The organism is Agrobacterium sp. NPDC090273, from assembly GCF_044772305.1.
In the GTDB taxonomy this organism is placed as follows: Bacteria; Pseudomonadota; Alphaproteobacteria; order Rhizobiales; family Rhizobiaceae; genus Agrobacterium.
The window spans coordinates 340,108-354,103 of record NZ_JBIVYN010000007.1 but is presented as its reverse complement, the minus strand read 5'-3'; the positions used below and the strand labels follow the sequence as shown (position 1 = coordinate 354,103).

The 13,996-nt window shown below is 57.1% G+C and carries 8 protein-coding genes; all 8 read left to right on the top strand.

All coding sequences use genetic code 11. The annotated features are described in order from the left end of the window. Nucleotides 1–4 precede the first annotated feature (4 nt). The 8 genes from ACIQT8_RS19950 (at nucleotide 5) to trxA (ending at nucleotide 13,983) form a co-directional block, all read left to right on the top strand. Complete coding sequence (locus ACIQT8_RS19950) at nucleotides 5–280, top strand: HPr family phosphocarrier protein (protein ID WP_138795103.1); 276 nt, start codon at nucleotides 5–7, stop codon at nucleotides 278–280. 130 nt (nucleotides 281–410) lie between these two features. Next, nucleotides 411–1,811, top strand: a complete 1,401-nt coding sequence (gene ahcY / locus ACIQT8_RS19945; protein ID WP_138795104.1) for an adenosylhomocysteinase — start codon at nucleotides 411–413, stop codon at nucleotides 1,809–1,811. 288 nt (nucleotides 1,812–2,099) lie between these two features. Then, entirely contained in the window at nucleotides 2,100–4,601 is a 2,502-nt protein-coding gene (locus tag ACIQT8_RS19940; protein ID WP_400968747.1) for an ATP-binding protein, read from the top strand. Then, nucleotides 4,598–6,112: a tRNA (adenosine(37)-N6)-threonylcarbamoyltransferase complex ATPase subunit type 1 TsaE gene (gene tsaE, locus ACIQT8_RS19935; RefSeq protein ID WP_400968675.1), complete on the top strand. Its 1,515-nt coding sequence runs from the start codon at nucleotides 4,598–4,600 to the stop codon at nucleotides 6,110–6,112. Before ACIQT8_RS19940 ends, tsaE begins: the two co-directional genes overlap by 4 nt. Nucleotides 6,113–6,125: 13 nt before the next feature. Then, nucleotides 6,126–6,857, top strand: coding sequence for a nucleotidyltransferase family protein (locus tag ACIQT8_RS19930; RefSeq protein WP_400968672.1), 732 nt, complete (start codon nucleotides 6,126–6,128; stop codon nucleotides 6,855–6,857). A 9-nt stretch (nucleotides 6,858–6,866) separates the two neighbouring features. Next, a complete protein-coding gene (addB, locus tag ACIQT8_RS19925) occupies nucleotides 6,867–10,040 on the top strand; it encodes a double-strand break repair protein AddB (RefSeq protein ID WP_400968669.1) in 3,174 nt (1,057 codons plus the stop codon). Next, nucleotides 10,030–13,584 carry a double-strand break repair helicase AddA gene (addA, locus tag ACIQT8_RS19920; protein WP_400968666.1) on the top strand — a complete coding sequence of 1,185 codons (3,555 nt, stop codon included), beginning with the start codon at nucleotides 10,030–10,032 and terminating at the stop codon, nucleotides 13,582–13,584. Before addB ends, addA begins: the two co-directional genes overlap by 11 nt. A 78-nt stretch (nucleotides 13,585–13,662) precedes the next feature. Continuing rightward, nucleotides 13,663–13,983, top strand: a complete 321-nt coding sequence (gene trxA / locus ACIQT8_RS19915; RefSeq protein WP_003505361.1) for a thioredoxin — start codon at nucleotides 13,663–13,665, stop codon at nucleotides 13,981–13,983. Nucleotides 13,984–13,996 lie beyond the last annotated feature (13 nt).

Sequence of the window (13,996 nt, the reverse complement as noted above, 5' to 3'; positions counted from 1 at the left end):
AGCGATGTCGTCACTGTCCCGGGAAATGCTGATTGTCAACAAACGTGGCCTTCACGCCCGGGCCTCGGCAAAATTCGTGCAGATGGTCGAAGGCTTTGACGCAACGATCACCGTTTCCAAAGATGGAATGACCGTTGGCGGCACGTCGATCATGGGTCTCATGATGCTGGCCGCCAGCCCGGGATGCAGTGTCTATGTCGAGGCAAGTGGCAACCAGGCAAATGAAGCGCTGGCTGCATTGGAAGCCCTGGTCGCCGACCGGTTTGGCGAAGAAGCCTGACCAAAGCATCATATAAAGACATAAAGACCTCTTTATATCATCATTGCCAGATTGCTCGTGGCCTGCTAAACCGCAGCTACGTTTGCAAGGCCGCGCCCATCAGCCCGGCGTTTTTAATCTGGAGAACCTCATGAGCGTTGAGAAGGACTATATCGTCGCCGACATCAACCTTGCCGGCTTCGGCCGCAAGGAACTGGACATTGCCGAAACAGAAATGCCCGGCCTGATGTCCTGCCGCAAGGAATTCGGCGAGAGCAAGCCTCTGAAGGGCGCACGCATTTCCGGTTCGCTTCACATGACGATCCAGACCGGCGTTTTGATCGAAACGCTGAAAGAGCTCGGCGCAGACATTCGCTGGGCTTCGTGCAACATCTTCTCGACCCAGGATCACGCCGCAGCGGCAATCGCTGAAGCTGGAATTCCGGTTTTCGCCGTCAAGGGTGAAAGCCTGACGGAATACTGGGAATACACCGACAAGATCTTCCAGTGGGCTGACGGTGGCCTCTCCAACATGATCCTCGACGATGGTGGCGACGCCACCATGTACATTCTGCTCGGTGCACGTGCCGAAGCTGGCGAAGACGTTCTTTCCAATCCGGGCTCGGAAGAAGAAGAAATTCTCGTCGCACAGATCAAGAAGCGCCTCAAGGCGTCTCCCGGCTGGTTCACCAAGCAGCGCGACGCACTCAAGGGCGTTACCGAAGAAACCACAACGGGCGTTCACCGCCTCTACGATCTCAGCAAGAAGGGTCTCCTTCCCTTCCCGGCCATCAACGTCAACGACAGCGTTACCAAGTCGAAGTTCGACAACAAGTACGGCTGCAAGGAATCCCTCGTGGACGGCATTCGCCGCGCGACCGACGTGATGATGGCCGGCAAGGTTGCCGTTGTTTGCGGTTATGGCGACGTGGGCAAGGGTTCGGCCGCTTCTCTGCAGGGTGCTGGCGCACGCGTCAAGGTCACCGAAATCGACCCGATCTGCGCGCTTCAGGCTGCCATGGACGGTTTCGAAGTCGTCCGCCTTGAAGACGTCGTGTCTTCGGCTGACATCTTCATCACCACGACCGGCAACAAGGACGTCATTCGTATCGAGCATATGCGCGAGATGAAGGACATGGCGATCGTTGGCAACATCGGCCACTTCGACAACGAAATTCAGGTCGCATCGCTGCGTAACCAGAAGTGGACGAACATCAAGCCGCAGGTCGACATGATCGAGTTCCCGAAGGGTAACCGCATCATCCTTCTGTCCGAAGGCCGCCTGCTCAACCTCGGCAACGCCACGGGTCACCCCTCCTTCGTTATGTCGGCTTCGTTCACCAACCAGGTTCTTGGCCAGATCGAACTGTTCACCAAGCAGGGCGAATACAAGAATGAGGTTTACGTTCTGCCAAAGCACCTCGATGAGAAGGTTGCACGCCTGCATCTGGAGAAGCTCGGCGTCCGCCTGACCGAACTTTCTGATGTCCAGGCAGATTATATCGGCGTCTCCAAGCAGGGTCCGTTCAAGGCCGAACACTACAGATATTAATTTTATAGTTAATATCCACCGAAATTGCACAAGATGTAGATGCCGTGCGCTTGACAAAGCGCGCGGCATCTTTTTTGCGCCCTCCCTTCCCGGTCTTTTGTGAAGGCGGTATTGTCTTTGGACTTGATTCGTATGCGTCAGGCGGCGCGGCGAAATGGGATGTCTTGTCGAAGATGCGGCACACAGGACGGAGACAGACCGGGGATGTCGGTACACAATTCCTATCCGTGCGAGCGGGTAACTCAAAGCGGTGACGACGCGCTTCACGGCGTATCGTTGCACGCACAAATGCTGGCGCGTTGCCAGCGCACATTCAAGATCGTGCGATCAGGTCTGTGGAGAGTTCCGGCTTTGCTTGCTGGTACTTTTCTGGGCGGTTCAGCAACGATCGCTGTCGCGCAGGACGGTTCGCCCGTGGCAACCGGAGCGCGGCTGTTTTCCTCCGGGGAAACCATCACCTATTCCTTGTTTGTCGGTATTCTTTCAGCAACGCTGTTTTCGATTGTCTGGCTGGTTCGCCAACGCGGTAACATCGAAGCGGAGAGCAGCGAGTATCGCCGAGCACTTGCAGAATCCCATCACAAGATCACGAAATACGAAGCACTTATTTCCGACAAGAGCCGTCGCATCGTCATCTGGGATGGCGTCGAGAAGCGTCCGGAATTTCTTGGGCAGCTACCCGTCGAGACTGGTGCGCCACAGGCAGATCAGGATTTTCTGGCTTTCGGGCGCTGGCTCAAGCCGTCCTCTGCAGGTGAGCTCGAAAAATCCATCGAGAAACTGCGTAGCCATGCCCAGAGCTTTGACCTGACTGTCGAGACACAGCGCGGCGAAGTCATTGAGGTTCAGGGGCGCGTGTCCGGTGGAAACGCCTTTGCGCGTTTCGTCGCCCTCAACAATCTGCGTGCCGAACACGCCGAATTGCAGGTCGAGCGCGAACGCCTGATTGCCTCGATCTCGACATTCCAGGAGCTACTCGATTCTCTCGAACAGCCAGTCTGGCGCCGCAATGGCGACGGCGAGCTGACTTGGGTCAATCACGCCTATGCTCAGTCTGTGGATGCGCGGGACGCATCGCTGGCGATTGCGGAAAAGCGTGAGTTGCTGAACACCGTCACGCGGCAAAAGATACGCGCGACAGCAACGCCCGACTCTCCCTATCACGATCGCATCTCTACCGTCGTTTCAGGCAATCGGACCTTCTTCGATGTGGTCGACGTCAAGACGACTGGTGGCTCGGCGGGCATCGCTATCGAAGCCACCGAAGCGGAAACACTTCGTGAAGAACTGAAGCGTGTGCTTAAGAGCCACGCGGAAACACTCGATCATCTTGCAACGCCTGTTGCCATTTTTGATGGTCGCCAGCGCCTGCAGTTCTATAATCAGGCCTTTGTCAGCCTGTGGGGTTTTGATCTGGTTTTCCTGGAAGGCAAGCCCGACAATTCCGAACTTCTTGACCGCCTGCGTACCGCCGGCAAGCTGCCTGAACAGCTGAACTGGAAGAACTGGAAAGAAACAGCGCTTTCCGTTTACCGTTCGCTCGATACCAAGACCGATCTCTGGCACCTGCCGAACGGACAGACGCTGAGGGTCATCGCTACGGCGCATCCGCAGGGCGGAGCTACGTGGGTGTTCGAGAACCTGACCGAGCAGGTCGATCTTCAGACCCGTTACAACACGCTGGTCAAGGTTCAGGGCGAAACCATCGATCACCTTGCTGAAGGGGTTGCGGTGTTTGGCGCTGACGGACGCATCCGTCTTTCCAACCCGGCTTTCCGGGCCCTGTGGGGCATTACCGCCGATCAGGCAGAAACCGGAACCCATATCCGCGCTATCGAAACAGCCTGCGAACAATCCTACGACAAGCCTGATGGCTGGCGTGATTTCAGCCGGTTCATTACCAGTTTCGACGACGAGCGGCCTTCCAAGCAGGGTACGCTGGAACTGCTATCCGGTCTCGTTCTCGACTACGCGATCATTCCGCTTCCAGACGCACAGACCATGCTGACCTTCGTCAACATGACGGACAGCGTGCGTGCCGAGCGAGCGCTGAAGGAAAAGAACGACGCGCTTCTCAAGGCCGACGAACTCAAGAACGATTTCGTACAGCATGTTTCTTATGAGCTACGCTCACCGCTGACCAACATCATCGGGTTTACCGATCTTCTGAAAACGCCGGGAATTGGCGACCTGACGGAACGACAGGCCGAATATCTCGACCACATCTCCACCTCCTCGGCGGTTCTGCTGACCATCGTCAACGACATCCTCGATCTTGCGACTGTTGATGCCGGTATCATGCAGCTCAATTACTCGGACAACGATCTGAACGAACTGCTTGATGACGTTTCACTGCAGATCGCTGACCGTTTGCAGGAAAGTGGTATTTCGCTCGAAGTCGTCGCGCCGGTCCACCTTGGGACACTGGTGGCGGATCATCAGCGTCTGAAACAGATCCTCATCAAGCTGTTGACCAACGCAATCAACTTCTCGCCGGATGGCGCATCCGTTCAGCTCACCTGCCAGCGCAGCGAAGGTGATTTCGTCTTCTCGGTGTCCGACAAGGGCCCCGGCATTCCAGAAGACATGCTGAAGTCGGTGTTCGATCGTTTCTCGACACACGGAAACGGTGGGCGCAAGACGGGTGCAGGCCTTGGTCTCTCGATCGTCGAGAGCTTTGTCAGCCTTCATCATGGAACAGTGGCCATCGATAGCCGCCCCGGCAATGGCACCGTCGTCACCTGCCGTATTCCTGCCGGCGTCAATCCGCATTCCATCGCCGCAGAATGAACGATACGACTCCGCCTCTTTCCATCTTCCTCGCCGATGAAGCCGAAACGATCCGGCTCGGTGAGGAGTTGGCATTGACTGTCAAGCCCGGCGATTGCATTGCACTGGTCGGCGACCTCGGCGCAGGAAAATCGACACTTGCCCGTGCGCTCATTCGCGCCATTGCCGATGATGACGAGCTGGAAGTGCCAAGCCCCACCTTCACCATCGTTCAATCCTATTCGCTTCGTTTTCCTGTCGCGCATCTGGACCTTTATCGCCTTTCCGATATCTCCGAACTGGATGAACTCGGCATAGACGAAATGCTCTCCGATGGAGTCTGTCTGATCGAGTGGCCAGAGATTGCGGCCAGCGATCTCCCCAGAGACAGCACCATTACGCTTCGGCTGACGCATGAAGGTGAAGGCCGCGTCGCGATCATTGATGCGCCACCCAAGCATCGCGCCCGGCTAGAACGGGTTCTGGCAATCCGTAACTTCCTTGAAGCCAATGACAAAAAAGGATCTTCGCGGCGGTATTTCAGCGGCGATGCTTCCTACCGCACCTATGAGCTGGTGCGCGATAACGGCACGCAATATGTGCTGATGGACTGGCAACCACCACCACGCGGACCGATCATCAAGGATGGCAAGACCTACGCGGAAATCGTGCATCTTGCTCAGGACGTGAAGCCATTCATCGCCATCGACAGCTATCTGACAGAAAACGGATTTTCGGCACCGGTCATTGTAGCGCAGAGCCTGGACAACGGGATTCTGCTGCTGGAGGATATCGGGCGTGATGGTGTGCTGGACGAAGACGGCAAGCCAATCGAAGCGCGTTATCTGCAAAGCGTCGCCTGCCTTGCAGCCCTGCACGAAGCGCCTGCTCCTGGCATTATCGCGCTTCCTGATGGGACAAGCCATGATGTTCCGGCCTTCGATCCGGATGCGATGAAAATCGAAACCTCGTTGCTGGTCGATTGGTACCTGCCTTATATTCGTGGGGTCGAGGCAATCGACGGCAGCGAAAAGCAGGCCTATTTCGCGGTCTGGGACCAGTTGATCGCCAAGCTTTACGATGCGGAGACGGGTTTGTTGCTGCGCGATTTCCATTCGCCCAACATCCTCTGGCAGCATGACAAATCGGGCATCGACCAGGTCGGTCTCATCGATTTTCAGGATGCGATGATCGGGCCGAATGCCTACGATCTCGCCTCTATCGTGCAGGACGCGCGGGTAACGATTTCACCTGAAATGCAAGCGCTGCTGATGCAGCATTACCTCGATATTCGCGGCAAGAACCCGGCATTTGATGAGAAGGCTTTTTTGAAAGCCTTCGCCATCATGGCGGCACAGCGCAACTGCAAGCTCGTGGGTATCTGGGTAAGGCTGATGAAACGGGATGGCAAACCGGCTTATATGAAACATATGCCGCGCACGTTCTCTTATCTTCATTCCGCCCTCATGCATCCCGATCTTGCGCCTCTGCGCGACTGGCTGTCGGGCGCCGGTGTAGACCTCAACTCATAACGAAGCTTTCGACATGACGATCAGACAAGCAATGGTGCTGGCGGCCGGTCTCGGTACAAGAATGCGGCCGATCACCGATACGATCCCGAAACCTCTCGTGAAAATCGCGGGTCGGCCAATGATCGATTACGTGTTCGATGTGCTGGTCGAGGCGGGCGTCGAAACCATCGCCATCAATGTCCATCACCATGCTGACCAGATGGTCGCGCACCTTGAAAGCCGCAGAGACGTCAATATCCTGATCTCCGATGAGCGGGAAACACTGATGAACTCCGGTGGAGGTCTTGCCAAGGGCCTGAAGCTTCTGCCTCCGGGTCCGGTTCTCGTCATGAATGCCGACCTCTTCTGGATTGGTGAAGCGCCTGGCACCGAGACGAGTTTGCACAGACTCGCGACTTTTTTCGATCCGAAGACAATGGATATGGCGATGCTCTGCGTCGATATGGATCGCACCACCGGGCATAACGGCAAAAAAGACTTCAACCTGGCTGATGATGGTCTCCTGACGCGCTACAATGAAGGTGAGCCGCGCCCGGTCGTCTATGCAGGTGCCATTGCCATGGATTCACGGCTGCTGGATGATGCACCGGATGACGCCTTCAATCTCAACATCTATTTCGACCGCGCCATTGCCAAAAAACGGCTTTTTGGACTCTCGCTGAACGGTCAATGGATTACGGTCGGCACGCCGGATGCTATAGAGGATGCAGAGAAAACCATCGCTGCATTTTCAACGACACAGTGAGACAAGCCATTGGCGTATGCCAAACGCATTCTGACTATTGCACCGGGAACGCCGTTCCTCAGAACACTCGCGGAAGCATTGTGCGACGGTACACTCACCGCGTCGTATAAATACGATACGGCCGATCCGCTTTCTTTGGCCAAGGTGACGATCTACGTGCCGACCCGCCGTTCTGCCCGCGTCTTGCGGTCCGAATTTGTGGACCTGTTGGGCGGGCGGTCGGCTATTCTGCCGCTCATTCGGCCACTCGGCGAAAGCGATGACGACAGTGGATTCTTCGATATCGAAAATCCTGAAATCATGGATATGGCGCCACCAATTTCCGGCACCGGACGCCTGATCGAACTGGCTCGCCTGATTCTGGCATGGCGCAACAGCCTGCCCGATGCGATCCGCGCCGTTCACTCGGACTCACCGCTCGTCGCGCCGGCAAGTCCTGCCGATGCCGTATGGCTTGCGCGTGCGCTTGGTGAAGTGATCGATGCAATGGACACGGAAGAGAAGGATTGGGAAGCGCTTGCCGAACTGGACACTGGCGAACATGCCCAATGGTGGCAACTCACCGCTGAGTTCCTGAAAATCGCCAGTGTGTTCTGGCCAGCCCGCCTGAGCGAACTCAACCGGTCATCGGCCGGGCGGCACCGAAACGCCATTCTGCGCGCCGAAGCAGAACGGCTTGGCAGAATATCAGACACTGGGCCCATCATCGTAGCCGGTTCCACAGGCTCCATTCCCGCAGCCGCGGACTTCATCGCTTCGGTTGCGTCTCTGCCGCAAGGTGTCGTTGTGCTGCCCGGTCTCGATCTCGCCATGCCGGAGGAGCAATGGCAGGCAATCGGTGAGGATTTGACCGATCCCGCGAGCCGGACGCACTCTCAATACGGTCTTTTTTTGCTCCTCCGGAAACTTGCTGTACTGCGGCAGGACGTCGAGCAGATCGGTCAACTGGATGACGATCTCAAAGACCGTGCCTCCATATTCTCGATGGCGCTTGCCCCCGTAAAATCCACAAGCGAGTGGAACAGGTGGCGCGAATCCAAACCCGATGGTTTTTTCGATCACGCCTTTACCTCCGCTACTCTGATCGAAGCTGCCAATGAACGAGAAGAGGCTACTGCAGTCGCAATCGCGCTGAAGTTGGCGCTGGAAAGACCGGTTCGAGGCCGCGCATCACAAGCTGCCCTCATCACGCCTGATCGCGGTCTGGCGCGACGCGTGGCCACAGAATTAAAGCGCTTCGGCATCATGGCCGATGATTCAGCCGGTACACCGCTATCGGCAACGCCGCAGACCGGGCTGGTTCAGCTTGTGCTAGAAGCAGTCCTGAGACCCGGCGACCCCGTCCCCGTTGTTTCGCTTCTCAAACACCCCTTGGCGCGGTTCGGCCTCTCACAAGATGCATTTGAGGCCGCGGCAACGGCTCTGGAACTGATCGCACTGCGTGGTGGAAGACTGGAAACCGAGATTGGCAATCTGGAGGCCGTCCTCGATGCACAACTCCTGGTGCAAAAGGATGATCGCCACCCACCGAAATGGCGCACCGCACTGCCGGACGGAAGCGTGGAAACGGCCCGTGATCTCGCCAGACGAATTCAAGCGGCAATCGAACCGCTTCAGTCTGCATTTGTCAGCCGCAGCCGCTCAGGACGTGCTTTAACTGAGAAGCTGCCGCTTTCCAGTTGGTCGGAGCGAACCGGGCGCGTGATCGAGGCGATCTGCGCTGACGAAAATGGCGATCTGGCGGGACTGTGGTCTGGCGAAGCCGGAGACAAACTCTCCACATTGTTCTCCGAATTGATGGAAAGCGGTGATGTTCTCGATGCGGACGGACCCCAATGGATCGATATTTTCGCAGCGTTTGTCACCGGTGATTCCATCAAGCCACGTGCGATGAGTCATCCGCGTGTCTTTATTTTTGGTGCGCTGGAAGCACGCCTTCAAAATGTCGATACGATTGTCATTGGCGGACTGAATGAAGGATTATGGCCTGGGCAAACAGCCAACAATCCGTTCCTGTCGCGAACCATGAAAACGGCAATCGGCCTGGAACCACCGGAACGAAGTGTCGGACAGCTCGCCCATGATTTCGAAATGGCCAATGGCACGCGCCACATCGTCTATAGCCGGGCCTTGCGGCAGGGCTCCACGCCAGCCGTCGCATCACGTTGGCTGCAACGCCTGTTGGCACTGGGCGGTGAGGAGTTCGCCGAACATCTCAGAGATCGGGGTGAAACATTTCGACGCTGGGCGACCCTCCTCGACGCCGGTATTGAACAGGACGCCGCAAAACGCCCAGCACCAAAACCACCGGCAGAGCTGCAGCCGAAAAGCTATTCCTTCAGTGAGGTCGGAAAATTACGCCGCGACCCCTATGCTATCTATGCACGACGCATCCTGCGCCTCGATCCTCTGGGAGAGTTCAACCGCGACCCAAGTGCGGCCGACCGTGGCACGCTTTACCATACCATCATCGAACGTTATTCACGAGAAGGCCATATCCCCGGAACGCCTGCTTCACTGGATGCGATGCACCGCATTCTCAACGAATGTTTCGATGCGGAAAATCTGCCGCCACATGTCGATGTCATCTGGCGTCCACGCTTCGAAGCCGTGGCACGCGCCTTCATCGACTGGGAGCGCGAGAGATATCCCTCGATCCGCCGCAGCTTTTTCGAGGCAAGAGCCGGACAGGAAATTGCTGAGGCAGGCATTCGCCTGACAGGCATTGCCGACCGTATCGACATCAAGACAAGCGGTCATGCCGATATCATCGACTACAAGACCGGGCTTGCTCCCTCCGTCAATCAGGCCCGCGCTCTTCTTGACCCGCAGCTTTCGCTGGAGGCCGCCGCGTTGATGCGCGGCGCATTCAAGGATGCAGGATCGCCAACCCCGGAAAACCTGATCTATGTCCGGTTGCGCCCAGGCGACCGTTTTCATTGGGACCAGGTCAACAACGAAGGCGCTGCGAGAAGCAAAAAACCACCGAAGTCTGCCATCGATCTGGCAACGGAATCGATCGATCAGCTTGCAAAGTTCGTTGGCTCCCTGAGAGACGGCAAAAACGGTTTTGCTTCCCGTCTGGTGCCTGAAGAACAGCAATCTTACGGTGGCGAATATGATCACCTTGCCCGCGTTTCCGAATGGTCGACGGCAGAACCAGGAGACGGCGATGGCGATTGATCTTTTCGATGCTGGCCCAATCGCCGACAATCCTGAAAGCTGGATCGACTGGACGACCGCGCGCCAGAGGCTTGCTTCCGATCCGGGAAGCTCCGCCTGGGTGTCCGCCAATGCCGGTTCCGGCAAGACACATGTGCTGACCCAACGTGTGATCCGTCTGCTGCTTGCCGGTTGCCGGCCCTCGGCCATCCTCTGCCTTACCTACACCAAGGCTGCGGCCTCGGAAATGTCGAGCCGCGTCTTCGATCGATTGGCCGAGTGGGCTACTTTTCCGGATTCCGATCTCAAAGACCGGATTGCGTCCATCGAAGGCAAGATACCTGATCTTATCAAGCTTGCGGAGGCTCGCCGTCTGTTCGCCAAGGCGCTGGAAACACCTGGTGGTCTTAAAATCCAGACCATCCACGCGTTTTGTGAAGCTTTGCTGCACCAGTTTCCACTCGAGGCCAATGTTGCCGGGCATTTCTCCGTTCTGGATGATCGCGCAGCCGCCACCCTGCTTGCGGAGGCGCGTCGATCTCTTCTGACAGCGGTATCAATAGACAACGATGCAGAGCTGGCGAGTTCCCTTGCCTATGTTCTTGATCTTGCCGATGAAAGCGGTCTTGAATCGCTGTTGAGCGCCATTATCGCCAATCGCAGTGCGCTGCGCGCCTTCCTGCATGAAGCACGGCAGTCAGGCGGCCTTGATGCCACATTGCGCTTTGCCATGCAGATCAAGGCTGGAGAAACGCTTGAAACGGCCGCCGCCGCCTACTGGCCCCTGCCCGGTCTTTCGGGTCTGGCACTCGATACTTATCTGACGCTCGCCGACGAACTCGGTGGCTCCCGCGTTATCGACGTAGCCTACGCATTGCGGGAAGCCAAACGGCAAACCGACCCATTGCAACGCATGGCATTCGTTGAGGCCGCTCTTTTAACGGCCAAGGGCGATAAAAAATCGGATGCCTACGTCATCAACAAGGCCATACAGAAAGCGTCACCCGATCTCATCGATGCGCTGACGCTGGCGAGAGACCATGTCGCATCGTGCCGGGAACGCTACCGCCTGTTGCGTATGCTGGAAGCCACCCAGGCTGCTCTGGTGTTGGCAGAGCGGCTGATCGGCGACTTCGAGGATCTGAAAAAGCAACGAAGTCAGCTCGATTTCGAGGATCTGATCGAAAGGGCCGCCAATCTCCTGAACCGGGATACGGCTGGCGCCTGGGTTCACTACAAGCTGGATCAGGGCATTGACCATATTCTCGTCGACGAGGCGCAGGACACCAGCCCGGTGCAATGGTCCATCATTCAGTCGCTTGCGGCAGATTTCTTTAGCGGCGAGAGTGCCCGCAAGGGCCAGCGCACCCTGTTTGCAGTGGGTGACGAGAAGCAGTCGATCTACTCGTTTCAGGGGGCGCGGCCGGAGCGTTTCTCGCAGGAGCGCGAAGAGACCAAACGACGCGTGGATGCCGTGGAACAGCAGTTTCATCGTATCCGGCTACCGCTCTCCTTCCGATCCACCGAAGATGTCTTGGCTGCTGTCGACCAGGTATTTGCCAACCCCGACAACGCCAGCGGTTTGAGTGCCGACAAGGAGCCGGTCGAACACCGATCCAACCGGGCCGGACAGCCTGGAACGGTTGAAGTCTGGGACATGGTGGTGCCAGAAATCACCGAAAACGAAGAGGATTGGACTGCGCCCTTTGATGCGCTGCGAGAGAGCGCTCCCCCTGCGATCGTCGCACGCCGGATAGCTGCGCGCATCGCGGAGATGATCGGCAAGGAGACGATTGCCGAGAAAGGTGTCGAGCGGGCAATCGAGCCGGGTGACATTCTCGTGCTGGTGCGAAAACGCCATGCCTTCGTTAATGCGCTGACCCGCGAGTTGAAGCAGCGCAAGAACATTCCTGTTGCCGGTGCCGACCGTCTTCGGCTGACCGATCACATCGCCGTCCAGGATCTGCTGGCACTTGGCCGGTTCGTGGTGCTGCCGCAGGACGATCTTTCGCTTGCTGCACTGCTGAAAAGCCCACTTTTCAACCTGACCGAGGACGATGTTTTCGCGGTCTGTGCCGAACGCGTAGATACCGAAAGTGCCTGGCAACGGCTGATACACCTTGCCGAAAACGACAGCCGTCTCGGGATGGTTCGGCAGAAACTGCAAAGTTTCATCTCGCTTTCCAAGACAGCAACGGTGCATGATTTCTTCGCTGCCGTTCTGACCCTGTTTGATGGTCGAAAACAGTTTCTCGGCCGATTGGGCAACGAGGCCAGTGACGTTCTGGACGAGTTTCTTTCTTTCGCGCTGGATCACGAAAAGGCCGGCATGCCCGGCCTTCAGGCATTCATATCGGTTCTGGAAACCGATTCTCCTGAGGTGAAGCGCGAGCAGGACAAGGATCGTGGCGAAGTACGCATCATGACTGTGCATGCTTCAAAGGGGCTTGAGGCGCCGGTCGTGTTTGTCGTTGATGGCGGTTCAAAGGCTTTCAACCACAGCCATCTGCCAAGCCTGCGTTTTATTGAAAAGCCCGACACCGCCTTCCCGGTCTGGTTACCCGGCAGTGGTTTTTCCAACAGTCTGGTGGAAGCGGATAAAGACAGGTTGAAGGATGCGGCCGAAGAAGAATACCGGCGCCTGCTTTATGTGGCAATGACGCGCGCCGCCGACCACCTGATTGTTTGCGGGTATCGAGGCCCGACGGAAAACCCTGAATGCTGGCACGCAATTGTCAAAACCGCCCTCTCCGACCATCCAGAGCGTTCGAAGCCACAACAGTTCTCTGCCGGAGGCGAGGAGTGGGACGGCGTGCTGTGGCGATCCTCGGACGTGCGTTCGGTCCAACACACGCAGGCAACGGCGGACATCGCGGATGAGCAGGAAATCCATCTTCCTGCCGGGCTGCTGACGCCTTTGCCACCGCTGCCTTCACTTCCGCGACCCCTTAGCCCCTCGGGCGTCGGTATGATCGTCGACGACGGGGCCGACGACCTGATCGTATCCTCGCGGCTTTTTACGCAGAAGACGGTGGGGTCGACGCTAGCCCTCCAACGCGGAAGGCTAGTGCATCGCATGTTGCAAACCTTGCCGGATTTTCCTGATGATGCGCGCGAAGCGGCAGCCCGGCGTTATGCCGATCGCGCAACGCAATTCTGGCCTTCGTCCGAGCGTGAATCATTGATCGATGCGGTGTTGCGCGTGATTTCAGAGCCCGCCATTCAATGCGCTTTTTCACCGAACAGCAGGGCAGAAGTTTCTGTCATGGGTACCATGACACTCGGCAGGCAGGATTATGCCGTTTCCGGCCGCATCGACCGACTGGCGGTCGATGGCGACCGCGTTATTCTGGTCGATTACAAGACCAACCGGGCTCCGCCTCGCGCCGCCAATGAAATTCCTTTTGCGCATATTGCGCAGCTTGCCATCTATCGGGAAATCCTGACCCCGCTATATCCGGACAAGACCTTTGTCTGCGCACTGGTTTATACGGAAAACGCGTCTTTCGTGACGCTTGGAAACGATGCGATGACGCAGGCCCTTGCCGCAATAAAAACAAAGTGAGATACCGGGGCATTGAAATTCTCCCCTGCCCGCATCACATCGATAGCGGAAAAAGATTCACTGAAAGGAGAGCCAGATATGGCTACCGTAAAAGTCGATGCCGCCAACTTCCAGTCCGAAGTTCTCGAATCCGCTGAACCCGTTGTCGTGGACTTCTGGGCTGAATGGTGCGGCCCGTGCAAGATGATCGCCCCCAGCCTTGAAGAAATCTCTTCTGAGCTTGCTGGCAAGGTCAAGGTTGCCAAGCTGAACATCGACGAAAACCCCGAACTGGCCGCCCAGTTTGGCGTTCGCTCCATTCCGACCCTTGCTATGTTCAAGGGTGGCGAAGTGGCAGACATCAAGGTTGGTGCAGCTCCCAAGACTGCGCTTTCCGCCTGGATTTCCGGCGCTGCCTGAGATTATAGAATGT